The organism is Salmonella sp. SA14318 (assembly GCF_029866905.1).
GTDB lineage: Bacteria > Pseudomonadota > Gammaproteobacteria > Enterobacterales > Enterobacteriaceae > Salmonella > Salmonella enterica.
Map to the genome: position 1 here is coordinate 3,779,560 of NZ_CP123282.1, position 26,185 is coordinate 3,805,744.

Genomic DNA, 26,185 nt, shown 5'->3' on the forward strand with positions numbered 1-26,185 from the left:
CCAGCTCTTGATTGCTGCCCGGCAACAAAATCACTACACTAACGCCGAACTCAACGGGGTGCCGCGCTCATGCGCGCGCTGAGAAAATACCCGTCGAACCTGATCCGGATAATGCCGGCGAAGGGATTTGAGGCTACCTCTCAAGTCCTTTGCCACTCTTTAACTGAGGTGCAAAGTGTTAAAAAAATATCTTCCGCTTTTACTCCTGTGCGCGGCGCCTGCTTTCGCCAAACCCGTTCTCACCGTCTATACCTACGACTCGTTCGCCGCCGACTGGGGGCCAGGCCCGGCGGTGAAAAAAGCGTTTGAAGCCGATTGCAACTGCGAGCTGAAACTGGTGGCGCTGGAGGATGGCGTTTCGCTGCTCAACCGCCTGCGGATGGAGGGGAAGAACAGCAAAGCCGATGTGGTGTTGGGGCTGGACAACAATCTGCTGGAAGCGGCCACGCAAACTAAGCTCTTTGCCAAAAGCGGCGTGGCGAATGAGGCGGTCAAGGTGCCCGGCGGCTGGAAAAACGACACATTTGTGCCGTTCGATTACGGCTATTTCGCCTTTGTCTACGATAAAAGCAAGCTGAAAAATCCGCCGAAAAGCCTGAAAGAACTGGTCGAGAGCGATCAAAAATGGCGGGTGATTTATCAGGACCCGCGTACCAGTACGCCAGGGCTGGGGCTGTTACTGTGGATGCGCAAAGTCTATGGCGATAACGCGCCGCAGGCCTGGCAAAAACTGGCGGCCAAAACGGTGACGGTGACGAAAGGCTGGAGCGAGGCCTACGGTTTATTTCTGAAAGGTGAAAGCGATTTGGTGCTCAGTTACACCACCTCTCCGGCGTATCACATTATTGAAGAGAAGAAGGACAATTACGCCGCCGCGAACTTCAGCGAAGGCCATTACTTACAGGTAGAGGTCGCGGCGCGTACCGTCGCCAGTAAGCAGCCGGAACTGGCGGAGAAATTCCTCAAATTTATGGTTTCTCCGGCGTTTCAGAACGCCATACCCACCGGCAACTGGATGTACCCGGTAGCGGACGTCGCCTTACCCGCAGGGTTTGAATCATTGGCCAAACCCGCCACAACGCTGGAATTCACGCCGCAACAAGTGGCAGCACAACGCCAGGCATGGATTAGCGAATGGCAACGCGCCGTCAGCCGTTAATTCCCGGCTGGCTGATTCCGGGGCTGTGCGCCGCCGCGCTGATGATAACCGTCTCGCTGGCGGCCTTTCTGGCGCTTTGGCTGAACGCGCCGTCGGGCGCGTGGTCGACAATCTGGCGGGATAGCTACCTGTGGCATGTGGTGCGCTTCTCATTCTGGCAGGCGTTTCTGTCCGCAGTGCTGTCTGTGGTCCCGGCGGTTTTTCTCGCCCGCGCGCTTTATCGACGCCGTTTTCCTGGACGTCTGGCGCTGCTGCGTCTGTGCGCCATGACGCTGATTCTGCCGGTACTGGTTGCCGTGTTCGGCATTCTTAGCGTGTATGGCCGTCAGGGCTGGCTGGCCTCGCTGTGGCAGATGCTGGGGCTTCAGTGGACATTCTCCCCCTACGGCTTGCAGGGCATTTTACTGGCGCACGTCTTTTTTAACCTGCCAATGGCGAGCCGTTTGTTGCTGCAATCTTTGGAAAGCATTCCCGGCGAGCAGCGCCAGCTCGCCGCCCAGCTCGGTATGCGCGGCTGGCATTTTTTCCGTTTTGTCGAATGGCCGTGGCTGCGCCGCCAAATTCCGCCCGTCGCGGCGCTGATTTTTATGCTCTGCTTCGCCAGTTTCGCAACGGTTCTGTCACTCGGCGGCGGCCCGCAGGCCACCACTATCGAACTGGCTATCTTTCAGGCGCTCAGTTATGACTACGATCCCGCCCGCGCGGCGATGCTGGCATTAATCCAGATGGTCTGCTGCCTGGCGCTGGTACTGCTAAGCCAACGGCTGAGCAAAGCGATTGCGCCGGGGATGACGCTGACGCAGGGCTGGCGCGATCCTGACGATCGTCTCCACAGCCGTCTGACGGACGCCTTATTAATCGTGCTGGCGCTGCTGCTGCTGCTTCCGCCGCTGGTCGCCGTGGTGGTCGATGGCGTCAACCGCAGCCTGCCGGAGGTGCTGGCGCAACCCATTCTGTGGCAGGCTGTCTGGACATCGCTACGCATTGCGCTGGCGGCGGGCGTTCTGTGTGTGGTGCTGACCATGATGCTGCTGTGGAGTAGCCGCGAGCTACGCCAACGCCAGCAACTATTCGCCGGACAAACGCTGGAACTCAGCGGAATGTTGATCCTCGCGATGCCGGGGATCGTGCTGGCGACAGGCTTCTTTTTACTGCTCAATAACAGCGTTGGCTTACCGGAATCCGCCGACGGCATCGTGATTTTCACCAATGCGCTGATGGCAATCCCCTACGCGCTAAAAGTCCTGGAAAACCCAATGCGCGATATTACCGCCCGTTATGGAATGCTGTGCCAGTCATTAGGAATTGAAGGCTGGTCGCGGTTAAAGGTCGTGGAACTGCGGGCGCTGAAACGTCCGCTGGCGCAGGCGCTGGCGTTTGCCTGCGTACTTTCTATCGGTGATTTTGGCGTCGTCGCGCTTTTCGGCAATGACAATTTCCGCACGCTGCCGTTTTATCTGTATCAGCAGATCGGCTCCTACCGCAGCCAGGACGGCGCGGTGACCGCGCTGATACTGCTGCTGCTCTGCTTTACGTTATTTACCCTCATAGAGAAACTACCGGGCCGACATGCTAAAACTGATTGATATCACCTGGCTTTACCATCATTTGCCGATGCGTTTTACGCTGGCGGTAGAACGCGGCGAGCAGGTGGCGATTCTTGGCCCCAGCGGCGCGGGGAAAAGCACGCTGTTGAATTTAATTGCCGGTTTTCTTGCGCCTGCCAGCGGTACGCTACTGATTGCCGGCGAAGATCATACGCTTACGCCGCCCTCACGCCGTCCGGTCTCAATGCTGTTTCAGGAGAATAATTTATTCAGCCACCTGAATGTGCAGCAAAATATCGGTCTGGGGCTAAACCCTGGGTTAACGCTCAACGCCAGCCAGCGGGAAAAACGGGACGCTATCGCACGTCAGATGGGCATTGAGAGCCTGATGACGCGTTTACCGGGCGAACTGTCCGGCGGCCAGCGTCAGCGGGTAGCGCTGGCGCGCTGCCTGGTACGTGAACAGCCGGTACTGCTGCTGGATGAACCGTTCTCCGCGCTCGATCCCGCGCTGCGCCAGGAGATGCTGACGTTGGTCAGCGATATCTGCCGCGAGCGACAGCTCACGCTGTTGATGGTCTCGCACAGCGTGGAAGATGCGGCGCGAATTGCGCCCCGGTCAATCGTCGTGGCCGACGGACGCATTGCGTGGCAAGGCAAAACAGACGAGCTACTAAGCGGTCAAGCCAGCGCCTCAGCGCTATTGGGCATCAAATCCCATATTTTGTAGGCCGGATAAGGCGAAGCCGCCATCCGGCAAAGGAATCGTTAGTAACCCACAACTTTGCGCAGAATATCGATATATACCGGCATCAGCGGGTGGCGAACCAGCACCACCAGCGCGACCACGCCGATCCCGAGCGTCAACGGCGCCAGATACAGCAAACGGCTGCGGGGGAAATACGCGGTTAAACGATCGACTGCCGCTTTGCCGCTGCGCCACAGCCGCCAGCATAGCCAGCCTCCGACCCACAGCAGCAACGCCGTCGCCAGCAGCAGCCATTTGAAATCTCCGCTCTGCATATCGGAAGGAATATCGATTGCCGCTCCCGCCAGAATGCCCGGCAGGAAATAAAACGGCGGCCACAGCAAACAGCCAATCAAGTTCGGCCCAATAAATTTCGCCACGGGAAGATCCAGCATCCCTGCCACCATCGGCACCAGCGGCCTCGTCGGACCGACAAAACGTCCGACCAGGATCGTGAACATACTGTGCTGATGCAGCGCGTGTTCGGTTTTATCCAGCAGCGACTTGTTCTTTTTCATAAAAGACCAGCGGTGTAGCGGCTTTTTAAAGCGCCACCCCAGCCAGAACGAAATCCAGTCGCCCATCAGACAGCCGATAATACCCACCAGCCAGGCATGCCAAAAATTGAGCTCACCGCTGCCGATAAGCGCGCCCAGCCCCGCCATCAGTACCGTGCCGGGTAAAATCAACCCCACCAGCGCCAGCGATTCCAGGAAGGCGACCAGCAACACGGCGATAAGCGAATACAGAGTGGATTGGGTGATAAAGTGTTCCAGCAGTGCTTGCATAGTGTGTCCGTCAGCGTGATGAAGCAGGGATTCTGCTTACCCCGTCCCCCTTCGTCAAGCCGTCAATTATCCGAATAGTTACGGCTTATGACATCTTTGTGGACACATCATTCACTTTTTATTCACATCCGGCCCTGAACTCGCTAGGACTTGCCCCGGTGCATTTTTTAAATACCCGCGAAAAATAGAGCTGATCGTCAAATCCAACATTGCGCCCAACGGACGCTATCGGCATTCGCGTAGTGCTAAGCAGAAGTTTCGCCTGGCTGATACGCTGATCTTCGCGCCAGCTCAATACGCTAATGCCTAACTGCTGGCGGAACAGATGCGATAACCGGGAGGGCGACAGGCAGACATGCTGGGCGACGCTGGCGATATCAAAATGACTGTCCGCGAGATGGTCGCTGATATACTGGCAGGCATCGCGCACACGGCTATCCATCGGCGGATGCAACGACTCATTAATTACCGCCATACGTCTGAGCAACAGCTGCTCCAGCAGATTGATCGCCAGTAGCTCAGAATAGCGACCTTCCCCTTGCCCGGCGCTGATGATCTGCCCGAACAGTTCGCTGAAATGCGGCTGGCGCGCCTCGTCCGGGCGGAAAAATCCTGTCTGGGCAAAGATTGTCGGCCAGGTCAGCCACTCCTGCCAGTAGGCGCGAGGCCGGAAATAAACCCACTGGTGATACCACTCGCTGGCGTCCGGATGCCGTCCATAGTGATGAATCTCGCCCGGCGGAAACAATAATATATCGCCAGGCCGACACACAAACTGCTCGCCATTATTATTAATGACGCCCTCTCCGCGGATGGTCAGGTTAAGAATATATCCCTTCATGCCCAATGGACGATCGATAAAAAAATCCAGATATCCATTCGCTTCAATTGGCGTCAGTCCGGCGACCAGATGGGCATTAAATGAATATCCCGGCAATAGCGGATCATTTTGCGTTTCAGCCATGATTTCTCTACCCCCCGATGTTCAGAGAAGAAACAAATTGTCCATATTGACCAGGACGACAGTGCTTACGTCTCCGCAAGACCTTGCGCTTGATGAAAGCACGTATCAACCCCGCTTGTGAAAAGCGCTTTGTAACAAAAGCGTACAGTTCAGGCGATAAAATTAAGTAACAGAAGTGTCTATAACTATGGCTGGAATGTCCACATTGAATATTTGCACAGCGTCACACTTTGCAAAGCATTAGCATTTTTGTCCATAAGATTAGCGGATCCTGCCTGACGGTTTTTGCCGCGACTCTCTACTGTTTCTCCATACCTGTTTTTCTGGATGGAGTAAGACGATGGCAATTGCAATTGGCCTCGATTTTGGCAGTGATTCAGTGCGCGCTCTGGCAGTGGACTGCGCCACCGGCGACGAGATCGCCACCAGCGTAGAGTGGTATCCGCGCTGGCAAGAAGGCCGTTATTGCGACGGCCCGAACAACCAGTTCCGTCATCATCCGCGCGACTACATGGAGTCAATGGAGGCCGCGCTGAAAGCCGTTCTGGCACAATTAAGCGCCGCGCAACGCGCAAATGTCGTTGGCATTGGCGTTGACAGCACCGGTTCTACGCCAGCGCCGATTGACGCCGACGGTAACGTCCTGGCGCTGCGTCCGGAGTTCGCCGAGAACCCGAATGCGATGTTTGTGCTGTGGAAAGATCACACCGCCGTGGAAGAGGCCGACGAAATCACTCGTCTGTGTCATAAGCCAGGTAAGGTCGACTACTCCCGCTATATTGGCGGCATTTACTCCAGCGAATGGTTCTGGGCGAAGATTCTGCACGTCACCCGTCAGGATAGCGCCGTCGCGCAGGCCGCCGTCTCGTGGATTGAACTGTGTGACTGGGTGCCGGCGCTGCTTTCCGGCACCACTCGCCCGCAAGATATCCGCCGTGGCCGCTGCAGCGCCGGGCACAAAACACTGTGGCATGAAAGCTGGGGCGGTCTGCCGCCCGCGAGCTTCTTTGATGAACTCGATCCGTGCATTAACCGTCATCTGCGCTACCCGTTATTTAGCGAAACCTTCACCGCCGATCTGCCCGTGGGCACCCTGTGCGCCGAATGGGCGCAGCGCCTCGGCTTGCCGGAAAGCGTGGTGATTTCCGGCGGCGCGTTCGACTGTCACATGGGCGCGGTCGGCGCGGGCGCACAGCCCAATACGCTGGTAAAAGTCATCGGCACGTCTACCTGCGACATTCTGATTGCGGATAAACAGAGCGTCGGGGATCGCGCCGTGAAAGGCATTTGCGGTCAGGTTGACGGCAGCGTGGTGCCGAACTTTATCGGTCTGGAAGCGGGCCAGTCCGCTTTCGGCGACATCTACGCCTGGTTTAGCCGCGTGTTGAGCTGGCCGCTGGAACAACTTGCCGCGCAGCACCCGGAACTGAAAACCCAGATTAACGCCAGCCAGAAGCAGCTACTGCCAGCGCTCACCGACGCCTGGGCGAAAAATCCGTCCCTGGATCACCTGCCGGTGGTGCTCGACTGGTTTAACGGTCGCCGCACGCCCAATGCTAATCAGCGTCTGAAAGGCGTCATTACCGATCTCAATCTCGCCACCGACGCGCCAGCGCTGTTTGGCGGTCTGGTCGCCTCGACCGCCTTCGGCGCGCGCGCCATTCAGGAGTGTTTTACCGATCAAGGTATCGCGGTCAATAACGTGATGGCGCTTGGCGGCATCGCCCGTAAAAATCAGGTCATTATGCAGGTCTGCTGCGACGTACTGAATCGTCCGTTGCAGATCGTCGCTTCCGACCAGTGTTGCGCATTAGGCGCCGCTATCTTTGCCGCCGTCGCTGCGAAAGTCCATGCCGATATTCCTGCCGCCCAGCAAAGCATGGCAAGCGCGGTAGAACGCACTCTGCGTCCCCGCCCTGAACAGGCGCAACGCCTCGAACAGCTTTACCGCCGCTACCAGCAGTGGGCGCTAAGCGCAGAACAACATTATCTTCCGACTGCCGCGCCGGCGCCAACGACCCCGGCCAATCAGGCAATCCTGACTCATTAAGGACACGACAATGACGATTTTTGATAATTATGAAGTATGGTTTGTGATTGGCAGCCAGCATTTGTATGGCGCAGAAACCCTGCGTCAGGTCACTCAACATGCCGAGCATGTGGTCAACGCGCTGAATACCGAAGCCAAACTGCCATGTAAACTGGTATTAAAACCGCTGGGCACCTCGCCGGATGAGATTACCGCCATTTGTCGTGACGCCAATTATGACGATCGCTGCGCAGGGCTGGTGGTCTGGCTGCACACCTTCTCCCCGGCCAAAATGTGGATCAACGGGCTGAGTATCCTTAACAAACCACTACTGCAATTCCATACCCAATTTAACGCCGCCCTGCCGTGGGACAGCATCGATATGGACTTTATGAACCTGAACCAGACTGCGCACGGCGGTCGTGAGTTCGGTTTTATCGGCGCGCGGATGCGCCAGCAGCACGCGGTCGTCACCGGTCACTGGCAGGATAAAGAGGCCCATACGCGTATCGGCGCCTGGATGCGCCAGGCGGTCTCTAAACAGGATACCCGCCAGCTAAAAGTCTGCCGCTTCGGCGACAATATGCGTGAAGTCGCAGTGACTGACGGTGATAAAGTGGCCGCGCAAATCAAATTTGGCTTTTCGGTCAATACCTGGGCGGTCGGCGATCTGGTGCAGGTGGTGAATTCTATCGGCGACGGCGATATCAACGCTCTGATTGACGAGTATGAAAGCAGCTATACCCTGACGCCCGCCACCCAAATCCACGGCGATAAACGCCAGAACGTGCGGGAGGCGGCGCGTATTGAACTCGGTATGAAGCGTTTCCTGGAACAGGGCGGCTTCCACGCATTCACTACTACCTTTGAAGATTTACACGGTCTGAAACAGCTTCCGGGTCTGGCCGTACAGCGTCTGATGCAGCAAGGCTACGGCTTTGCGGGCGAAGGCGACTGGAAAACCGCCGCTCTGCTTCGCATTATGAAAGTGATGTCAACCGGTCTGCAGGGCGGCACCTCATTTATGGAGGATTACACCTACCACTTCGAGAAAGGCAACGATCTGGTGCTCGGCTCGCACATGCTGGAAGTGTGTCCGTCCATCGCGGTGGAAGAGAAACCGATCCTCGACGTCCAGCACCTCGGCATTGGCGGCAAGGAAGATCCGGCGCGTTTGATTTTCAATACCCAAACCGGCCCGGCGATCGTCGCCAGCCTGATCGACCTCGGCGATCGTTATCGCCTGCTGGTCAACTGCATTGACACCGTAAAAACGCCGCACTCCCTGCCGAAACTGCCGGTGGCTAACGCGCTGTGGAAGGCGCAGCCGGATCTGCCGACCGCCTCCGAAGCGTGGATTCTGGCTGGCGGCGCGCACCATACCGTCTTCAGCCACGCGCTGGATCTGAACGATATGCGCCAGTTCGCAGAAATACACGATATCGAAATCGCGGTAATTGATAATGATACCCGTCTGCCGGCCTTTAAGGACGCGCTGCGCTGGAACGAGGTGTATTACGGTTTAAAACGCTAAAAGTGGAGTCTGAATGCCCGGTGGCACTGCGTTTACCGGGCCTACGGTCCTGTAGGCCGAATAAGGCATTTATGTCGCCATCCGGCACACCGTCGCTCGTAGGCCGGATAAGCGAAGCGCCATCCGGCAGGGAGAAAACAATGTTAGAAGATCTCAAACGCCAGGTACTGGAAGCCAATCTGGCGCTGCCAAAACACAACCTGGTCACCCTTACCTGGGGTAACGTCAGCGCCGTCGATCGCGAACGCGGCGTACTGGTGATTAAGCCGTCCGGCGTCGATTATAGCGTCATGACCGCTGACGATATGGTGGTGGTCAGTCTGGAGAGCGGTGAAGTCGTTGAAGGTCATAAGAAACCGTCGTCCGATACGCCAACCCACCGTCTGTTGTACCAGGCATTTCCGACTATCGGCGGCATCGTACACACCCATTCGCGCCACGCGACTATCTGGGCGCAGGCGGGTCAGCCGATTCCGGCGACGGGAACCACCCATGCCGACTATTTCTACGGTACGATTCCCTGCACTCGCAAAATGACCGAGGCGGAAATTAATGGCGAGTATGAATGGGAAACGGGCAATGTCATTGTTGAAACCTTTGAAAAACAAGGTATTGACGCCGCTCAAATGCCCGGCGTGCTTGTCCATTCGCACGGCCCGTTTGCCTGGGGTAAAAATGCCGAGGATGCCGTGCATAACGCCATCGTGCTGGAAGAAGTGGCCTATATGGGGATCTTCTGCCGCCAGCTTGCGCCGCAGTTGCCCGACATGCAGCAATCCCTGCTGGATAAACACTATCTACGCAAACACGGCGCAAAAGCCTATTACGGGCAGTAATGCCTCTAAAAACGCGTCCCATTGGGGGCGCGTTGATGAATCTGGTCGGTGATATATTCAGCAAATGCGCTTTGATAGACGTAATGATCAGAACTCACATATTCAATAATATTATCATAATGTCCCTGCCACGCTTTTCCTTCCAGCGCATGGAAGAAAATATAATCTTCGATTGTTGACTGCCAGCGTTGCCCATTTAACAGATAGTTAATAATGGTATCCCGATGTCCGTTTTTTCTGTCGTGTCCTTGCCAGTGAAAAAAAGCATTGCCGTTTTCAATAATCTCGGTGCGCCAAATCTGTTCTGTCCATGTTTTATACTCAAAAAATCGACTCACGGTTTTTATGGAAGGGTTAGCGCGTTGAGTATTGACGAAAAGATAACGGTCGCTCCCTACCAGACGCGCCTGCATACTCACATTCATAAAAGATCATTCCCGAATACCACAAATTTTGATAAAAACACCCGCACCCGAAAGTCAAAATAAAATTATATTCTAAAATAAAAATTAAATTATGCAGAGAGTTCCCGACGAATTCGCACTGTAATCCATTTTTATTTAACCATAGCGGCCAATTGGAATATTATATTTCTACCTGACGGTGCGGATGTTCCAAATGAAATTGTTACACTTTTCATTAATTAAAACAAACAAAAAATATCGCTTTTTTGTTAATCCGAGAAATAAGTAACAGATTCGAACAAGCGCCTTTCTGAAAAATACTGAATGTATGAAAACAGACTTGACACAAAACAGCTAATACATGGGTAAAAATGGTAAATAAACATGATTCAAAATTAGCAGTTATAGGATAATTATATCTGCTGTCTACACCAGCATCATTATACCCTTCATACTTCGAGTTGCTTATGTGTTGGCTACGGATTACTCGGCCCATCCATGGGCCTTGCCCTGACGGGCCGTCGCACGCGACGTTCAAATCTGCTCCCGGCAGATTTGTCGCTCACCCCAGTCACATAGTTATCTATGCTCCTGGGGACTCACTCCCTTGCCGCCTTTAAGCAACTCGAATTATTTTGGGTATATATTGATAAATATACGTCAGCAAAAATATCTGACGCTAAAAGCCATTTTATCGTTAAAATATCCATTACACCCGTCACGGGGAACGAACTCATTCATGAAATATCGCTACATCATCAGAATCGCGGCAGGCATAATTCTCATTATGGCTACGGTGTTTATCCATAACGCTATCGCTATTTATCAGTTCAGTCAGCAAAACCAGACGCGCGTAGCTGACTGCGCGATTGTCGCAGGAGCAGGCGTTAGCGGAAAAACGCCTTCTCCCGTTTTTCAGGCCAGACTGGATCATGCCATCTGGCTTTACCAACAACACATTGTCCGCGCGTTGGTATTAACCGGCGGCTACGGCGCTGGCGCAACGGTTTCCGACGCGGCGATAGCCCGTCAATACGTTCTGGAAAAAGGGATTCCGGCTAAGGCGATTTTTATTGAAGAGCGCTCTACCGTGACGCGCGAAAATATTCGTTACGCAAAACAGATCCTGCGACAACAACAATGGCGCACAGCGTTACTGGTCAGCGATCCGCTGCATATGCTGCGTCTGAAAACTATCGCTCAGGATAATGGTATCGATAGCCGCTCATCACCCACGCGATCCACCCGCTATAAATCCTGGTGGGCGCAAACCCGCTTCTTACTGCGAGAAACTTTTTATTACAGCGGATATCGGCTTTTACGTTATATGCCTGTACAAAATAACAGTATTACCCCCTAAAACAGGTTATAATTAGCGTGAATTTTTTAGACAGGTAATCATCGTGGCGCAGGCAGGTTTCATTTTAACCCGGCACTGGCGGGATACGCCGCAAGGGACGGAGGTCTCTTTCTGGCTGGCGACAGACAACGGCCCTGTGCAGGCAACGCTGGCACCGCAAGAGTCCGTGGCGTTTATTCCGACCAGCCAGACCTCCCGCGCCGCCTCGCTGCTACAGGCGGAAAAAGACTATCGCCTGACGCCGCTCCAGCTGCGAGACTTTCATCGTCAGCCGGTATCCGGTCTGTATTGCCGTACTCACCGCCAGCTTATGCGGATGGAGAAACTGCTGCGCGAAAACGGCGTCACCGTTTATGAAGCGGATGTACGCCCGCCGGAACGTTACCTGATGGAGCGTTTTATTACGTCGCCCGTTTGGGTAGACGGCGAGATGCGCAACGGCGTTATCCGCAATGCGCGTCTTAAACCCCACCCCGACTATCGACCGCCGCTAAAATGGGTCTCGCTGGATATCGAAACCACGCGACACGGCGAACTGTATTGCATTGGTCTGGAAGGATGCGGCCAGCGTACCGTTTATATGCTGGGCCCGGCGAATGGCGATGACCGCCAACTGGACTTCGAGCTTGTGTATGTCGCCAGCCGCCCGCAGTTGCTGGAAAAACTCAACGCCTGGTTTGCCGAACATGATCCTGACGTCATCATCGGCTGGAACGTGGTGCAGTTCGACCTGCGTATGCTGCAAAAACATGCCGAACGCTACCGTATCCCTTTACGGCTGGGGCGAGACAATAGCGAACTGGAGTGGCGCGAACATGGCTTCAAAAACGGCGTTTTTTTCGCCCAGGCCAGAGGGCGAGTCATTATCGATGGTATCGACGCGCTTAAATCCGCGTTCTGGAATTTTTCGTCTTTTTCGCTGGAAGCCGTCTCGCAGGAACTGCTCGGCGAAGGAAAATCCATTGATAATCCCTGGGATCGTATGGATGAGATCGATCGTCGCTTTGCCCAGGATAAACCCGCCCTCGCCACCTACAACCTGAAAGACTGCGAGCTGGTCACGCGCATTTTCCATAAAACCGAGATCATGCCGTTTTTGCTGGAACGCGCGACGATCAACGGCCTACCGGTCGATCGCCACGGAGGTTCGGTCGCCGCATTCGGGCATCTTTACTTTCCGCGAATGCACCGCGCCGGCTATGTCGCGCCCAATCTCGGCGAAGTGCCGCCGCTGGCAAGTCCCGGCGGCTACGTAATGGATTCACAACCCGGATTATACGATTCAGTACTGGTGCTGGATTATAAAAGCCTGTACCCGTCGATTATCCGCACGTTTTTGATTGATCCCGTCGGGCTGGTCGAAGGCATGGCGCAGCCGGATCCGGAACACAGTACCGAAGGTTTCCTTGACGCCTGGTTTTCACGAGAAAAACACTGCCTGCCGGAAATTGTTAGCCAAATCTGGCACGGGCGCGATGAAGCCAAACGTCAGGGCAATAAACCGCTCTCGCAGGCGCTTAAAATCATTATGAACGCCTTTTATGGCGTACTCGGCACCACGGCCTGTCGCTTTTTCGATCCCCGTCTGGCGTCGTCAATCACCATGCGCGGTCATGCGATTATGCGCCAGACCAAAGCGCTGATTGAGGCGCAGGGTTATGACGTGATCTATGGCGATACCGATTCCACTTTCGTCTGGCTCCGGCGCGCGCATTCAGAAGCCGATGCGGCGGAAATCGGGCACAGGCTGGTGCGTCACGTGAACGAATGGTGGGCGCAGACGTTACAACAGCAAAATTTGACCAGCGCGCTGGAGCTGGAGTTTGAAACCCACTTTTGCCGTTTTCTGATGCCGACCATCCGCGGCGCGGATACTGGCAGTAAAAAACGCTACGCGGGCCTGATTCAGGAAGGCGACAGCCAGCGCATGGTATTTAAAGGTCTGGAAACGGTGCGGACCGACTGGACGCCGCTGGCGCAGCGCTTTCAACAGGAGCTGTATCTGCGTGTTTTTCGCAATGAACCTTATCAAGACTATGTGCGTGAGACTATCGATAAACTGATGGCGGGCGAACTGGACGCACAGCTGGTTTATCGTAAGCGTCTGCGTCGCCCTTTACATGAGTACCAACGTAACATCCCGCCGCACGTTCGCGCCGCCCGGCTGGCGGATGAACAAAACCTGAAGCAGGGTCGTCCGGCGCAGTATCAGAATCGCGGCGCCATAAAATATGTCTGGACTGTTAACGGCCCCGAGCCCGTGGATTACCAGCAGTCGCCGCTGGATTACGAACACTATCTTACCCGCCAGCTACAACCCGTGGCGGAAGGAATTCTTCCCTTCGTTGAAGATAATTTTGCTACACTACTGACCGGGCAACTGGGGCTATTTTGACGCGTGACGAAAGCGCCGCCTTCCAGTACCATAGCGCCCTTTCCATTCCTGGACCTAATTAACGCCACTACCACATTAGCCTGGTAGCGGGGTCGTATACTCGCAATTATCCAGTGCTGTCGCCTGGGAATGGCGAGTAATGCCTGCAATTAAAGATATAGAGCCGAACACATATGCCTTTTACACTTGGTCAACGCTGGATCAGCGATACAGAAAGCGAGCTGGGACTTGGAACCGTTGTTGCGATGGATGCGCGAACCGTCACCTTACTTTTCCCGTCCACGGGGGAAAACCGCCTGTATGCGCGCAGTGATTCTCCCGTGACCCGCGTCATGTTCAACCCTGGCGATACGATTACAAGCCATGAAGGCTGGCAGCTACATATCGATGAAGTAAAAGAAGAAAATGGTCTGCTTGTTTATGTCGGCACCCGCCTGGATACCGAAGAGACCAATGTGACGTTGCGCGAAGTTCTGCTCGACAGCAAGTTGGTTTTCAGTAAGCCCCAGGATCGTCTGTTCGCCGGTCAAATCGATCGAATGGATCGGTTCGCGCTGCGCTATCGCGCCCGTAAATTTCAGAGCGAGCAGTACCGGATGCCATACAGCGGTCTGCGCGGTCAGCGGACCAATCTGATCCCGCATCAGCTTAATATCGCTCATGATGTGGGTCGCCGCCACGCGCCGCGCGTACTGCTGGCGGATGAAGTGGGCTTAGGTAAAACCATTGAAGCCGGGATGATTCTGCATCAACAGTTATTATCCGGCGCGGCGGAACGCGTATTGATCATCGTTCCGGAAACCCTGCAACACCAGTGGCTGGTAGAAATGCTGCGCCGTTTCAACCTGCGCTTCGCGCTGTTCGATGACGAACGCTATACCGAAGCGCAGCACGACGCGTATAACCCGTTTGAAACCGAACAACTGGTGATCTGCTCGCTGGATTTCGCCCGCCGTAATAAGCAGCGTCTGGAACATTTGTGCGACGCCGAGTGGGATTTGCTGGTGGTCGACGAAGCGCATCATCTGGTGTGGAGCACCGATGCGCCGAGCCGTGAATATATGGCCATCGAACAATTAGCTGAACGCGTACCGGGCGTGCTGCTGCTGACCGCCACGCCAGAACAGCTGGGGATGGAAAGCCATTTCGCCCGTCTGCGCCTGCTCGATCCGAACCGTTTCCACGATTTCGAACAGTTTGTCGAAGAACAGAAAAACTACCGCCCTGTCGCTGATGCGGTGGCCATGCTGCTGGCGGGCAATAAACTCAGCAACGACGAACTGAACAGGCTGGGCGATCTGATCGGCGAACAGGATATTGAACCGCTGTTGCAGGCCGCTAATAGCGATCGCGACGACGCGCAGGCCGCCCGTGATGAGCTGGTGTCGATGCTGATGGATCGCCACGGCACCAGCCGCGTTCTGTTCCGCAACACCCGTAACGGCGTCAAGGGGTTCCCGAAACGTGAACTGCATACGGTAAAACTGCCGCTGCCGACCCAGTATCAGACCGCCATTAAGGTCTCCGGCATTATGGGCGCGCGTAAAAGCGCGGAAGATCGCGCCCGCGATATGCTCTATCCGGAACAAATTTATCAGGAGTTCGAAGGCGATACCGGCACTTGGTGGAACTTCGACCCGCGCGTTGAGTGGCTGATGGGCTATCTGACCAGCCATCGTTCGCAAAAAGTGCTGGTGATCTGCGCCAAGGCGACCACCGCGTTACAGCTGGAACAGGTGCTGCGCGAACGCGAAGGCATCCGCGCCGCCGTGTTCCATGAGGGCATGTCGATTATTGAACGCGACCGCGCCGCCGCCTGGTTCGCCGAAGAAGATACCGGCGCGCAGGTGCTGTTATGTTCCGAAATCGGCTCCGAAGGACGTAACTTCCAGTTTGCCAGCAATCTGGTGATGTTCGACTTGCCGTTTAACCCGGATCTGCTGGAACAGCGTATTGGTCGTCTGGATCGTATCGGCCAGGCGCATGATATCCAGATCCACGTCCCGTACCTGGAAAAAACCGCCCAGTCGGTGCTGGTTCGCTGGTATCACGAAGGGCTGGACGCCTTTGAGCACACCTGCCCGACCGGTCGCGCGATTTATGATTCAGCCTACGCCAGTCTGATTAACTATCTGGCCGCGCCTGAAGAAACCGACGGGTTTGACGATCTGATCAAATCCTGCCGCGAACAACATGAAGCGCTAAAAGCCCAGTTAGAACAGGGCCGCGACCGCCTGCTGGAGATCCACTCCAACGGCGGAGAAAAAGCCCAACAGCTCGCACAAAGCATTGAAGAACAGGACGACGACACCAACCTGATCGCGTTCGCCATGAACCTGTTCGATATCGTCGGCATTAACCAGGACGATCGCGGCGACAACCTGATCGTGCTGACGCCGTCCGATCACATGTTGGTGCCGGATTTCCCCGGCCTGCCGGAAGACGGCTGTACTATCACGTTCGAACGTGACGTAGCCCTGTCTCGCGAAGATGCGCAGTTTATTACCTGGGAACATCCGCTCATCCGTAACGGACTGGATCTGATCCTCTCCGGCGATACCGGCAGCAGCACCATTTCGCTGTTGAAAAATAAAGCGCTGCCCGTCGGCACGCTGCTGGTCGAACTGGTTTACGTCGTGGAAGCGCAGGCGCCGAAACAGCTACAACTGAACCGCTTCCTGCCGCCGACGCCGGTACGTATGCTGTTAGATAAAAACGGCAACAATCTAGCCGCCCAGGTCGAGTTTGAAACCTTCAACCGCCAGCTCAGCGCCGTGAATCGCCACACCGGCAGCAAACTGGTGAACGCCGTGCAACAGGACGTCCACGCCATTTTGCAACTGGGCGAGACGCAGATTGAAAAGTCCGCCAGAGCGCTGATTGATAACGCGCGTCGCGAGGCGGATGAAAAACTGTCCGGGGAACTGTCGCGTCTGGAAGCGCTGCGCGCCGTCAACCCGAACATTCGCGACGACGAACTTGCCGCTATCGACAGCAACCGTCAGCAGGTGCTGGAAAGCCTGAATCAGGCAGGCTGGCGTCTGGACGCGCTGCGTCTTATCGTCGTCACGCACCAATAACGGAGCCGTACATGGGGATGGAAAACTACAATCCGCCGCAGGAACCCTGGCTGGTTATCCTGTATCAGGATGAGCACATTATGGTGGTCAATAAGCCCAGCGGCCTGTTGTCCGTGCCGGGGCGTCTGGAAGCGCACAAAGACAGCATTATGACGCGTATCCAGCGCGACTACCCGCAGGCAGAATCGGTGCATCGTCTGGATATGGCCACCAGCGGCGTGATTGTAGTGGCGCTGACCAAAGCCGCGGAGCGGGAGCTAAAACGCCAGTTCCGCGAACGTGAGCCGAAAAAGCAGTATGTGGCGCGCGTATGGGGGCATCCCTCCCCGGCGGAAGGACTGGTCGACTTACCGCTTATCTGCGACTGGCCGAACCGGCCAAAGCAGAAAGTGTGTTATGAAACCGGCAAACCGGCGCAAACGGAATATAACGTGGTGGAGTTTGCGGCGGATAATACCGCCCGCGTGGTGCTCAAACCGATCACCGGACGTTCGCATCAGCTTCGTGTGCATATGCTGGCGTTAGGCCACCCGATTTTAGGCGATCGGTTTTACGCTTCGCCGGAAGCGTTGTCGCTGGCGCCGCGTTTGCAGTTACACGCCGAAATGCTGACCATTACCCATCCCGCTTACGGCACCAGCATGACGTTTAAAGTCCCGGCAGATTTTTAAATTCGGAGCCAATTTATGCCGGGGCGCTTCGCTTGCCCGGCCTACATTCATTAACGTAGGCCGGATAAGGCGCTAGCCGCATCCGGCAATTCAATCACTTGAAGCCTTTCTGTTCTTTGATTAGCTCATACGCTTTCTGAATTTCCTGCGCTTTTTGCTTCGCCATTTCCATCATTTCCGGCGGTAAACCTTTCGCGACCAGTTTGTCCGGATGATGCTCGCTCATCAGTTTGCGATAAGCGCGTTTAATGGTGGTTGCATCGTCGGTGGTTTTAACCCCCAGCACATTACAGGCATCTTCCAGCGTCGGGCCGCGCTGCGCCTGCTGCCAGCCGCCGCCGGACTGTTGATGATAACCGCCGCCAAACTGCGCGCCGCCCTGCATCATGCGCAGAAACTGATCGAACTGTACGCGGGAAATACCTAGCTCTTCCGCAATCACATACAGCACTTCCCGCTCATTAGGGTGTAGCGAGCCATCGGCAAACGCCGCCTGGATCTGAATTTCCAGAAACATCCGGATCAGATCAAAACGCCCGAAGCAGACGCTACGAAACTGCCGCATCTTTTCACGTAATGGGTAATTATCCGCTTTTCCGACCCGAAAGGCGTTCTGCGCGGCAGTACGTGAATCGCCGTGTAAATTCATACGATCCATCAACTGACTGGCGATATGAATATCCGCTTCCGTCACCCGTCCTTTTGATTTGGTTAAGTGGCCCATCACCTCAAAGGTGGTGGCAAAAAACAGCGCCTGCCGTTCCCGCTGGTTGGCAAACCACGCCATTTTTCGGCTGCGGGCTTTGTCGAACATATGGCCCACCAGCAGACCCAGGACCACGCCCCAAAAGCCGCCGCCCATCATCAGGGCTACGGCGACGCCAATTATCTTTCCCCAGTACTGCATAGACTCCCCAAAACGTTACGCTATCGGTGAGGCTATCTCCCACAAAATAAGGTGCTTTTCTGCGAATGAAGGCTACGGTCAATTGTGGGACATCGCCTATAATTTGCATTATCATACCTGTCATTCAATGCCGTGCCTAACACCACAGACGCTAAACGGCAGGATTAACACTGGCGCAGCGAAGATGAGTAAGTTAGGCTGTGACCGTTTGTCACGCGCAACGCTACCGATGATGGAACAATAAATACAACGTATGAAAAAACGTATTCCCACTCTTCTGGCCACCATGATCGCCAGCGCCCTTTATAGTCATCAGGGGCTGGCAGCCGATCTCGCCTCACAGTGTATGTTGGGCGTGCCGAGCTACGATCGTCCTCTGGTAAAAGGCGATACCAACGATCTGCCGGTTACTATCAATGCCGATAACGCTAAAGGTAACTACCCGGACGATGCCGTTTTTACCGGCAACGTGGACATTATGCAGGGGAATAGCCGCCTGCAAGCGGATGAAGTGCAGCTTCATCAGAAGCAGGCGGAAGGTCAGCCGGAACCTGTACGCACCGTCGATGCGCTGGGTAATGTGCATTATGATGACAATCAGGTCATCCTTAAAGGGCCGAAGGGCTGGGCGAACCTGAACACCAAAGACACGAACGTCTGGGAAGGCGATTACCAGATGGTGGGCCGTCAGGGGCGCGGTAAAGCCGATCTCATGAAGCAGCGCGGCGAAAACCGCTATACCATTCTGGAAAACGGCAGCTTTACCTCCTGTCTGCCAGGCTCCGATACCTGGAGCGTGGTGGGGAGTGAAGTCATCCATGACCGCGAAGAACAGGTTGCGGAGATCTGGAACGCCCGGTTTAAAGTAGGTCCGGTTCCGATCTTTTATAGCCCCTATTTACAGCTACCCGTCGGTGACAAACGTCGCTCAGGTTTCCTGATCCCGAACGCGAAATACACGACCAAGAACTATTTCGAGTTCTACTTACCGTATTACTGGAACATCGCGCCCAATATGGACGCCACCATCACCCCGCACTATATGCACCGCCGCGGCAATATTATGTGGGAGAACGAATTCCGTTATCTCACGCAGGCAGGCGCCGGGTTGATGGAATTAGATTATCTGCCTTCTGATAAAGTCTACGAGGACGAACATCCCAAAGAGGGCGATAAGCACCGCTGGTTATTCTACTGGCAGCACTCAGGCGTGATGGATCAGGTGTGGCGTTTTAACGTCGATTACACCAAAGTCAGCGACTCCAGTTACTTTAACGATTTCGACAGTAAGTACGGTTCCAGTACCGACGGTTACGCAACGCAGAAATTCAGCGTCGGCTACGCCGTACAAAACTTTGACGCTACGGTGTCGACCAAACAATTCCAGGTGTTTAACGATCAAAACACCAGCAGCTACTCTGCGGAGCCGCAGTTAGACGTTAACTACTACCATAACGATCTCGGGCCGTTTGATACCCGGATTTACGGCCAGGCGGTACATTTCGTCAACACAAAAGACAATATGCCGGAAGCGACCCGCGTCCACCTGGAGCCAACCATCAATTTGCCGCTCTCCAACCGCTGGGGCAGCCTGAACACCGAAGCGAAGCTGATGGCGACGCACTATCAGCAAACGAATCTGGACAGCTATAACAGCGATCCAAACAACAAAAATAAGCTGGAAGATTCGGTTAACCGCGTCATGCCGCAGTTTAAAGTCGACGGTAAGCTCATCTTCGAACGCGATATGGCGATGCTGGCGCCGGGGTATACCCAGACGCTGGAACCACGCGTGCAGTACCTGTATGTGCCGTACCGCGACCAGAGCGGCATCTATAACTACGATTCTTCTTTGCTGCAATCCGACTATAACGGCCTGTTCCGCGACCGCACTTATGGCGGTCTCGACCGTATTGCTTCCGCCAACCAGGTCACGACCGGCGTCACAACACGCATTTATGATGATGCCGCCGTTGAACGTTTTAACGTTTCTGTTGGTCAAATCTACTATTTCACGGAGTCTCGCACCGGCGATGACAACATTAAATGGGAGAATGACGACAAAACCGGTTCGCTGGTTTGGGCAGGCGACACTTACTGGCGTATTTCAGAACGCTGGGGGCTGCGTAGCGGAGTGCAGTACGATACCCGTCTGGATAGCGTCGCTACCAGCAGCAGCAGCCTCGAATACCGTCGGGATCAGGATCGTCTGGTACAGTTGAACTACCGCTATGCCAGCCCGGAATATATTCAGGCTACGTTGCCTTCGTATTATTCCACGGCAGAGCAGTATAAAAACGGCATCAACCAGGTGGGCGCGGTGGCAAGTTGGCCGATTGCCGATCGCTGGTCGATTGTCGGCGCGTACTACTTCGATACCAATTCGAGCAAACCTGCAGACCAGATGCTCGGCTTGCAGTACAACTCTTGCTGCTATGCGATCCGCGTCGGATACGAACGTAAGCTGAACGGTTGGGATAACGATAAACAACACGCGATTTATGATAACGCGATTGGCTTCAACATTGAGCTGCGCGGTTTGAGCTCTAACTACGGCCTCGGCACGCAAGAAATGTTGCGTTCGAACATTCTGCCGTACCAAAGCTCTATGTAATCTGATTGATTTACAACGTAATCCGCATTGCGGTTAATTGAAATGGAAAAAGTATGAAGAACTGGAAAACGCTGCTTCTCGGTATCGCCATGATCGCGAATACCAGTTTCGCTGCCCCCCAGGTAGTCGATAAAGTCGCAGCCGTCGTCAATAATGGCGTCGTGCTGGAAAGCGACGTTGATGGCTTAATGCAATCAGTCAAACTCAACGCGGGTCAGGCAGGTCAGCAGCTTCCGGACGACGCCACGCTGCGTCACCAGATCCTGGAACGTTTGATTATGGATCAAATTATCCTGCAGATGGGTCAGAAGATGGGGGTGAAGATCACGGATGAGCAGTTGGATCAGGCCATCGCCAACATCGCCAAACAAAACAATATGACGATGGATCAGATGCGCAGCCGTCTGGCTTACGATGGGCTGAACTATTCAACCTACCGTAACCAGATTCGTAAAGAGATGATTATCTCTGAAGTGCGCAACAATGAGGTTCGTCGCCGTATCACCGTTTTGCCGCAAGAAGTTGACGCGCTGGCAAAACAGATTGGCACCCAAAACGACGCCAGCACCGAGCTGAACCTGAGCCATATCCTGATTGCTCTGCCGGAAAACCCAACCTCCGAGCAGGTTAACGACGCGCAGCGCCAGGCGGAAAGCATTGTTGAAGAAGCGCGTAACGGCGCAGATTTCGGCAAACTGGCGATTACCTACTCTGCCGACCAGCAGGCGCTAAAAGGCGGTCAGATGGGCTGGGGCCGTATCCAGGAGCTGCCGGGGATTTTCGCCCAGGCGCTGAGCACCGCGAAGAAAGGCGACATTGTCGGCCCGATTCGCTCCGGCGTCGGTTTCCACATTCTGAAAGTAAACGACCTGCGCGGTCAGAGCCAGAGTATCTCCGTGACCGAAGTTCACGCTCGTCATATTCTGCTTAAGCCGTCGCCGATCATGAACGATCAGCAGGCGCGCCTGAAGCTGGAAGAAATCGCGGCTGACATTAAGAGTGGTAAAACCACCTTTGCCGCTGCGGCGAAAGAGTACTCTCAGGACCCGGGCTCCGCTAACCAGGGCGGTGATTTGGGTTGGGCTACGCCAGATATTTTCGATCCGGCGTTCCGCGACGCGCTGACGAAGCTGCATAAAGGCCAAATAAGCGCGCCGGTACACTCCTCTTTCGGCTGGCATCTGATCGAATTGCTGGATACGCGTAAGGTAGACAAAACCGATGCGGCGCAGAAAGATCGCGCTTATCGTATGCTGATGAACCGTAAGTTCTCAGAAGAAGCGGCGACCTGGATGCAAGAACAGCGCGCTAGCGCTTACGTTAAGATTTTGAGTAACTAATGAGCAGTGCGCAACGCGTTGTTATCACTCCCGGCGAACCCGCCGGGATTGGCCCCGATCTTGTCGTCCAACTGGCGCAACGCGCGTGGCCGATTGAACTGGTCGTCTGTGCGGACGGCGCGCTCCTGACGGAGCGGGCCGCCATGCTCGGCCTGCCCCTCTCGCTTCTCCCTTACTCGCCTGATGTCCCCGCTGCGCCGCAGCCCGCGGGAACGCTGACCCTATTGCCGGTCTCGCTGCGCGCACCTGCCATCCCCGGTCAGTTGACGGTAGAAAATGGCCCCTATGTGGTAGAGACGCTGGCGCGAGCGTGTGATGGCTGTCTGAACGGTGAATTTGCCGCGCTGATCACAGGCCCCGTGCACAAAGGCGTTATTAACGACGCAGGCATTCCGTTTACCGGTCATACCGAGTTTTTCGAAGAGCGTTCGCAGGCGAAAAAAGTCGTGATGATGCTGGCAACCGAAGAACTTCGCGTGGCGCTGGCGACCACGCATCTGCCGCTACGGGCGATTGCAGACGCCATCACCCCTGCGCTTTTGCACGAAGTGATTGCTATTTTGCATCACGATTTGCGGACCAAATTTGGTATTGCCGAACCGCGCATTCTTGTCTGTGGCCTGAATCCGCACGCGGGCGAAGGCGGTCATATGGGCACGGAAGAGATAGACACCATCATTCCGGTGCTCGACGAGCTGCGGGCGCAGGGGATGAAACTCAACGGGCCGCTACCTGCTGATACGCTGTTTCAGCCCAAATATCTCGATAATGCCGACGCGGTGCTGGCGATGTACCACGATCAGGGCCTGCCCGTGCTAAAATACCAGGGATTCGGTCGGGGAGTGAATATTACGCTCGGCCTACCTTTTATTCGAACCTCCGTTGACCACGGCACCGCGCTTGAACTGGCGGGCCGTGGAAAAGCGGATGTCGGCAGTTTTATTACGGCGCTTAATCTCGCCATCAAAATGATTGTTAATACCCAATGAATAATCGAGTCCATCAGGGCCATTTAGCCCGTAAACGCTTCGGGCAAAACTTTCTCAACGATCGGTTTGTGATCGACAGTATTGTTTCTGCTATTAATCCGCAAAAAGGCCAGGCGATGGTTGAAATCGGCCCCGGTCTGGCGGCGCTGACGGAGCCGGTCGGCGAACGACTGGATAAGCTCACGGTCATTGAACTTGACCGCGATCTGGCGGCGCGTTTGCAAACCCATCCGTTCTTAGGGCCGAAGCTGACTATTTATCAGCAGGACGCCATGACCATGAACTTTGGCGAGCTGTCTACGCAGTTGGGCCAACCGCTGCGTGTGTTCGGCAATCTGCCCTATAATATCTCCACCCCGCTGATGTTCCATCTCTTTAGCTATACTGATGCCATTGCCGACATGCACTTTATGTTGCAAAAAGAAGTGGTAAATCGTCTGGTTGCAGGGCCGAACAGCAAAGCGTATGGTCGTTTAAGCGTGATGGCGCAATATTACTGTCAGGTGATCCCGGTGCTTGAAGTGCCGCCATCCGCCTTCACGCCGCCGCCCAAAGTGGACTCCGCCGTGGTGCGTCTGGTTCCACACGCAACAATGCCTTACCCGGTTAAAGATATTCGCGTGTTGAGCCGTATTACCACCGAGGCCTTTAACCAGCGCCGTAAAACGATCCGTAACAGTCTCGGCAACCTTTTTAGCGTTGAGACGTTGACGGAAATGGGTATTGACCCGGCAATGCGCGCGGAAAATATCTCTGTCGCGCAGTACTGCCAGATGGCCAATTATCTGTCGGAAAACGCGCCTTTGAAGGAGAGTTAAACATGATCAATTCGCCCAGAGTGTGTATTCAGGTGCAAAGCGTCTACATTGAGGCGCAATCCTCACCTGACGATGAACGTTACGTTTTTGCCTATACCGTAACCATCCGCAATCTGGGCCGGGCGCCAGTGCAGCTATTGGGCCGCTACTGGCTGATTACCAATGGTCATGGCCGTGAAACCGAAGTCCAGGGCGAAGGTGTGGTTGGCGTCCAGCCGCGCATTGCGCCTGGCGAAGAGTATCAGTACACCAGCGGCGCGGTAATTGAAACGCCGCTGGGCACCATGCAGGGTCATTACGAAATGATCGATGAAAATGGCGACGCCTTTACCATCGACATTCCCGTGTTTCGACTCGCCGTCCCTACACTCATTCACTAAAATTATAACAATGGCAACTTATCTCATCGGCGACGTTCACGGTTGCTACGACGAACTGATCGCCTTATTACAGCAAGTGGAATTTACGCCAGATACAGACACTCTATGGCTGACTGGCGATTTGGTCGCCCGCGGTCCCGGTTCGCTGGACGTGTTACGCTACGTCAAATCGCTTGGCAATAGCGTGCGTTTGGTGCTGGGGAATCACGATTTACACCTGTTGGCCGTATTCGCCGGGATTAGCCGCAACAAACCTAAAGACCGGCTGACCCCGCTTCTTGAAGCGCCGGACGCCGATGAGCTGTTGAATTGGTTACGCCGTCAGCCGCTGTTGCAGGTAGATGAAGAGAAAAAGCTGGTCATGGCGCATGCGGGTATTACCCCGCAGTGGGATTTGCAGACGGCAAAAGAGTGCGCCCGCGATGTTGAAGCGGTGCTGTCGAGCGACTCGTACCCGTTTTTCCTCGACGCGATGTATGGCGATATGCCGAATAACTGGTCGCCGGAGTTAAGCGGTCTGGCGCGGCTACGCTTTATTACTAATGCCTTTACCCGTATGCGTTACTGCTTTCCTAACGGTCAACTGGATATGTACAGCAAAGCGTCGCCGGAAAATGCCCCTGCGCCGCTGAAGCCGTGGTTCGCCATTCCGGGGCCGGTGAGCGAGGCTTACAGTATTGCGTTCGGGCACTGGGCGTCGCTGGAAGGGAAAGGGACGCCGGAAGGTATTTACGCGCTGGATACCGGCTGCTGCTGGGGCGGGGAGTTGACCTGTTTACGCTGGGAAGATAAACAGTATTTTGTGCAGCCGTCAAACCGCCAGATGGATATGGGCGAAGGCGAAGCGGTCAACGCCTGATAGGTTTATGCCTGATGGCGCTACGCTTATCAGGCCTACATCCGGCTCAAGAGTAGGCCGGATAAGGCGTTTCGCCGCCATCCGGCACTACAGTATTAACGACGTTCCAGAATCTCGAAACAATAGCTGTGAGAATTCTGCGCGTCGGCATCGTGAAACTCACTGAATACCGATTCCCAGTCATCCGGTTCATAATCCGGAAAATGGGTATCGCCTTCGACTTCCGCATCAATATGCGTCAGATAAAGCTTCTGCGCTTTTGGCAGGAACTGCTCGTACACGCGCCCGCCGCCAATGACCATAATTTCCGGTGCATCGCCGCAAGCGGCAATCGCCTCATCGACAGACTTCACCCACTGCACGCGATCGTCGGTGCCCGGCTGGCTGCTGATAACAATATTTTTACGTCCCGGTAAGGGGCGCCCGATGGATTCCCAGGTGTGACGTCCCATGACGACAGGTTTATTTAACGTGTTACGTTTAAACCAGGCGAGATCGGCAGGCAGGTTCCACGGCATGGCGTTTTCCATACCGATGACGCGATCCACCGCTAACGCCGCAATCAGACTGATCATTAATTATTTCCTGATACAAAAAAAATTGCCGCCACTATACGTAAAGCGCAATCTTTCGTCGACTGACGAAAAGAGGATGAGCACGAAAATTTTTCGTTCTGCTGGCGACGCCACTCATTTGATGTGGAGCGCCAGCATTACAGTAGTTCAAAAACAGCCAATTAGCAGTAAAGTTTGCAGAACATCAC

General features: G+C 54.9%; 21 protein-coding genes and 1 riboswitch. Of the genes, 16 read left to right on the forward strand and 5 right to left on the reverse strand.

The features are described 5' to 3' along the window. The first annotated feature begins 44 nt into the window (after window positions 1-44). A riboswitch (TPP riboswitch) is annotated at window positions 45-144 on the forward strand. Window positions 145-175: 31 nt separating this feature from the next. The 3 genes from thiB to thiQ are packed head-to-tail and all read left to right on the forward strand — an operon-like array spanning window position 176 to window position 3,436. Next, complete coding sequence (gene thiB / locus QEN32_RS18085) at window positions 176-1,159, forward strand: thiamine ABC transporter substrate binding subunit (RefSeq protein ID WP_000915326.1); 984 nt, start codon at window positions 176-178, stop codon at window positions 1,157-1,159. Further along, complete coding sequence (gene thiP / locus QEN32_RS18090; RefSeq protein ID WP_000235635.1) at window positions 1,135-2,745, forward strand: thiamine/thiamine pyrophosphate ABC transporter permease ThiP; 1,611 nt, start codon at window positions 1,135-1,137, stop codon at window positions 2,743-2,745. The genes thiB and thiP overlap by 25 nt, the downstream gene beginning before the upstream one ends. Continuing rightward, window positions 2,729-3,436: a thiamine ABC transporter ATP-binding protein ThiQ gene (thiQ, locus tag QEN32_RS18095; protein WP_000915976.1), complete on the forward strand. Its 708-nt coding sequence runs from the start codon at window positions 2,729-2,731 to the stop codon at window positions 3,434-3,436. Before thiP ends, thiQ begins: the two co-directional genes overlap by 17 nt. Before the next feature lie 38 nt (window positions 3,437-3,474). Here the strand turns inward: thiQ and QEN32_RS18100 are convergent, their stop codons facing one another. Continuing rightward, window positions 3,475-4,242 (reverse strand): DedA family protein, encoded by a 768-nt coding sequence (locus QEN32_RS18100; protein ID WP_001148369.1) that lies wholly within the window; start codon window positions 4,240-4,242, stop codon window positions 3,475-3,477. 118 nt (window positions 4,243-4,360) lie between these two features. Then, on the reverse strand, window positions 4,361-5,206 hold the full coding sequence (gene araC / locus QEN32_RS18105; protein WP_000852385.1) for an arabinose operon transcriptional regulator AraC: 846 nt from the start codon (window positions 5,204-5,206) through the stop codon (window positions 4,361-4,363). A gap of 340 nt (window positions 5,207-5,546) precedes the next feature. On the opposite strand from araC, the gene araB reads away from it, so the two are divergent. The 3 genes from araB to araD all read left to right on the forward strand — a co-directional run bounded on the left by araB (window position 5,547) and on the right by araD (window position 9,605). Continuing rightward, window positions 5,547-7,256, forward strand: coding sequence for a ribulokinase (gene araB, locus QEN32_RS18110; RefSeq protein WP_000951817.1), 1,710 nt, complete (start codon window positions 5,547-5,549; stop codon window positions 7,254-7,256). 10 nt (window positions 7,257-7,266) lie between these two features. Beyond that, a complete protein-coding gene (araA, locus tag QEN32_RS18115) occupies window positions 7,267-8,769 on the forward strand; it encodes an L-arabinose isomerase (protein ID WP_000151693.1) in 1,503 nt (500 codons plus the stop codon). Between the two features lie 140 nt (window positions 8,770-8,909). Beyond that, entirely contained in the window at window positions 8,910-9,605 is a 696-nt protein-coding gene (gene araD / locus QEN32_RS18120) for an L-ribulose-5-phosphate 4-epimerase (protein ID WP_000888683.1), read from the forward strand. Between the two features lie 5 nt (window positions 9,606-9,610). Here the strand turns inward: araD and QEN32_RS18125 are convergent, their stop codons facing one another. Further along, window positions 9,611-10,030, reverse strand: coding sequence for a DUF4751 family protein (locus QEN32_RS18125; protein WP_001103155.1), 420 nt, complete (start codon window positions 10,028-10,030; stop codon window positions 9,611-9,613). A gap of 718 nt (window positions 10,031-10,748) precedes the next feature. Between QEN32_RS18125 and QEN32_RS18130 the strand changes: the two genes are divergently transcribed. The 4 genes from QEN32_RS18130 to rluA all read left to right on the forward strand — a co-directional run bounded on the left by QEN32_RS18130 (window position 10,749) and on the right by rluA (window position 17,515). Further along, window positions 10,749-11,369, forward strand: a complete 621-nt coding sequence (locus tag QEN32_RS18130; RefSeq protein ID WP_000877512.1) for a YdcF family protein — start codon at window positions 10,749-10,751, stop codon at window positions 11,367-11,369. A 43-nt stretch (window positions 11,370-11,412) separates the two neighbouring features. Then, window positions 11,413-13,764, forward strand: coding sequence for a DNA polymerase II (gene polB, locus QEN32_RS18135; RefSeq protein WP_000035714.1), 2,352 nt, complete (start codon window positions 11,413-11,415; stop codon window positions 13,762-13,764). Between the two features lie 173 nt (window positions 13,765-13,937). After that, window positions 13,938-16,844 (forward strand): RNA polymerase-associated protein RapA, encoded by a 2,907-nt coding sequence (gene rapA, locus QEN32_RS18140; protein ID WP_001116966.1) that lies wholly within the window; start codon window positions 13,938-13,940, stop codon window positions 16,842-16,844. An 11-nt stretch (window positions 16,845-16,855) separates the two neighbouring features. Further along, window positions 16,856-17,515 (forward strand): bifunctional tRNA pseudouridine(32) synthase/23S rRNA pseudouridine(746) synthase RluA, encoded by a 660-nt coding sequence (gene rluA, locus QEN32_RS18145; protein WP_000525198.1) that lies wholly within the window; start codon window positions 16,856-16,858, stop codon window positions 17,513-17,515. A 94-nt stretch (window positions 17,516-17,609) separates the two neighbouring features. Here rluA and djlA read toward each other — a convergent pair whose 3' ends face one another. After that, window positions 17,610-18,422 (reverse strand): co-chaperone DjlA, encoded by an 813-nt coding sequence (gene djlA, locus QEN32_RS18150; RefSeq protein ID WP_001200595.1) that lies wholly within the window; start codon window positions 18,420-18,422, stop codon window positions 17,610-17,612. Between the two features lie 253 nt (window positions 18,423-18,675). On the opposite strand from djlA, the gene lptD reads away from it, so the two are divergent. From lptD to apaH, 6 genes are read left to right on the forward strand one after another with little or no spacing between them, the layout of a single operon-like run. Beyond that, a complete protein-coding gene (lptD, locus tag QEN32_RS18155; protein ID WP_000746119.1) occupies window positions 18,676-21,036 on the forward strand; it encodes an LPS assembly protein LptD in 2,361 nt (786 codons plus the stop codon). A 53-nt stretch (window positions 21,037-21,089) separates the two neighbouring features. Beyond that, the gene (surA, locus tag QEN32_RS18160; protein WP_000800482.1) at window positions 21,090-22,376 is read left to right on the forward strand and encodes a peptidylprolyl isomerase SurA; all 1,287 of its coding nucleotides are present in this window, start codon (window positions 21,090-21,092) and stop codon (window positions 22,374-22,376) included. Next, on the forward strand, window positions 22,376-23,365 hold the full coding sequence (pdxA, locus tag QEN32_RS18165; RefSeq protein ID WP_000093001.1) for a 4-hydroxythreonine-4-phosphate dehydrogenase PdxA: 990 nt from the start codon (window positions 22,376-22,378) through the stop codon (window positions 23,363-23,365). The genes surA and pdxA overlap by 1 nt, the downstream gene beginning before the upstream one ends. Further along, on the forward strand, window positions 23,362-24,183 hold the full coding sequence (gene rsmA / locus QEN32_RS18170; protein WP_001065402.1) for a 16S rRNA (adenine(1518)-N(6)/adenine(1519)-N(6))-dimethyltransferase RsmA: 822 nt from the start codon (window positions 23,362-23,364) through the stop codon (window positions 24,181-24,183). The genes pdxA and rsmA overlap by 4 nt, the downstream gene beginning before the upstream one ends. 2 nt (window positions 24,184-24,185) lie before the next feature. Next, on the forward strand, window positions 24,186-24,563 hold the full coding sequence (gene apaG / locus QEN32_RS18175) for a Co2+/Mg2+ efflux protein ApaG (RefSeq protein ID WP_000610894.1): 378 nt from the start codon (window positions 24,186-24,188) through the stop codon (window positions 24,561-24,563). Window positions 24,564-24,573: 10 nt separating this feature from the next. Beyond that, window positions 24,574-25,422 carry a bis(5'-nucleosyl)-tetraphosphatase (symmetrical) ApaH gene (gene apaH / locus QEN32_RS18180; protein ID WP_000257211.1) on the forward strand — a complete coding sequence of 283 codons (849 nt, stop codon included), beginning with the start codon at window positions 24,574-24,576 and terminating at the stop codon, window positions 25,420-25,422. A gap of 95 nt (window positions 25,423-25,517) precedes the next feature. Here apaH and folA read toward each other — a convergent pair whose 3' ends face one another. Further along, window positions 25,518-25,997 (reverse strand): type 3 dihydrofolate reductase, encoded by a 480-nt coding sequence (gene folA / locus QEN32_RS18185; RefSeq protein WP_000624379.1) that lies wholly within the window; start codon window positions 25,995-25,997, stop codon window positions 25,518-25,520. Window positions 25,998-26,185: the final 188 nt, after the last annotated feature.

What these genes read in the sequence shown, in the direction of transcription:
- thiP (WP_000235635.1), top strand. Translation starts at nt 1,135, where the DNA reads ATGGCAACGCGCCGTCAGCCGTTAATTCCCGGCTGGCTGATTCCGGGG.
- thiQ (WP_000915976.1), top strand. Translation starts at nt 2,729, where the DNA reads ATGCTAAAACTGATTGATATCACCTGGCTTTACCATCATTTGCCGATG.
- QEN32_RS18100 (WP_001148369.1), bottom strand. Translation starts at nt 4,242, where the DNA reads ATGCAAGCACTGCTGGAACACTTTATCACCCAATCCACTCTGTATTCG.
- araC (WP_000852385.1), bottom strand. Translation starts at nt 5,206, where the DNA reads ATGGCTGAAACGCAAAATGATCCGCTATTGCCGGGATATTCATTTAAT.
- araB (WP_000951817.1), top strand. Translation starts at nt 5,547, where the DNA reads ATGGCAATTGCAATTGGCCTCGATTTTGGCAGTGATTCAGTGCGCGCT.
- araA (WP_000151693.1), top strand. Translation starts at nt 7,267, where the DNA reads ATGACGATTTTTGATAATTATGAAGTATGGTTTGTGATTGGCAGCCAG.
- araD (WP_000888683.1), top strand. Translation starts at nt 8,910, where the DNA reads ATGTTAGAAGATCTCAAACGCCAGGTACTGGAAGCCAATCTGGCGCTG.
- QEN32_RS18125 (WP_001103155.1), bottom strand. Translation starts at nt 10,030, where the DNA reads ATGAATGTGAGTATGCAGGCGCGTCTGGTAGGGAGCGACCGTTATCTT.
- QEN32_RS18130 (WP_000877512.1), top strand. Translation starts at nt 10,749, where the DNA reads ATGAAATATCGCTACATCATCAGAATCGCGGCAGGCATAATTCTCATT.
- rapA (WP_001116966.1), top strand. Translation starts at nt 13,938, where the DNA reads ATGCCTTTTACACTTGGTCAACGCTGGATCAGCGATACAGAAAGCGAG.
- rluA (WP_000525198.1), top strand. Translation starts at nt 16,856, where the DNA reads ATGGGGATGGAAAACTACAATCCGCCGCAGGAACCCTGGCTGGTTATC.
- djlA (WP_001200595.1), bottom strand. Translation starts at nt 18,422, where the DNA reads ATGCAGTACTGGGGAAAGATAATTGGCGTCGCCGTAGCCCTGATGATG.
- lptD (WP_000746119.1), top strand. Translation starts at nt 18,676, where the DNA reads ATGAAAAAACGTATTCCCACTCTTCTGGCCACCATGATCGCCAGCGCC.
- surA (WP_000800482.1), top strand. Translation starts at nt 21,090, where the DNA reads ATGAAGAACTGGAAAACGCTGCTTCTCGGTATCGCCATGATCGCGAAT.
- pdxA (WP_000093001.1), top strand. Translation starts at nt 22,376, where the DNA reads ATGAGCAGTGCGCAACGCGTTGTTATCACTCCCGGCGAACCCGCCGGG.
- rsmA (WP_001065402.1), top strand. Translation starts at nt 23,362, where the DNA reads ATGAATAATCGAGTCCATCAGGGCCATTTAGCCCGTAAACGCTTCGGG.
- apaG (WP_000610894.1), top strand. Translation starts at nt 24,186, where the DNA reads ATGATCAATTCGCCCAGAGTGTGTATTCAGGTGCAAAGCGTCTACATT.
- apaH (WP_000257211.1), top strand. Translation starts at nt 24,574, where the DNA reads ATGGCAACTTATCTCATCGGCGACGTTCACGGTTGCTACGACGAACTG.
- folA (WP_000624379.1), bottom strand. Translation starts at nt 25,997, where the DNA reads ATGATCAGTCTGATTGCGGCGTTAGCGGTGGATCGCGTCATCGGTATG.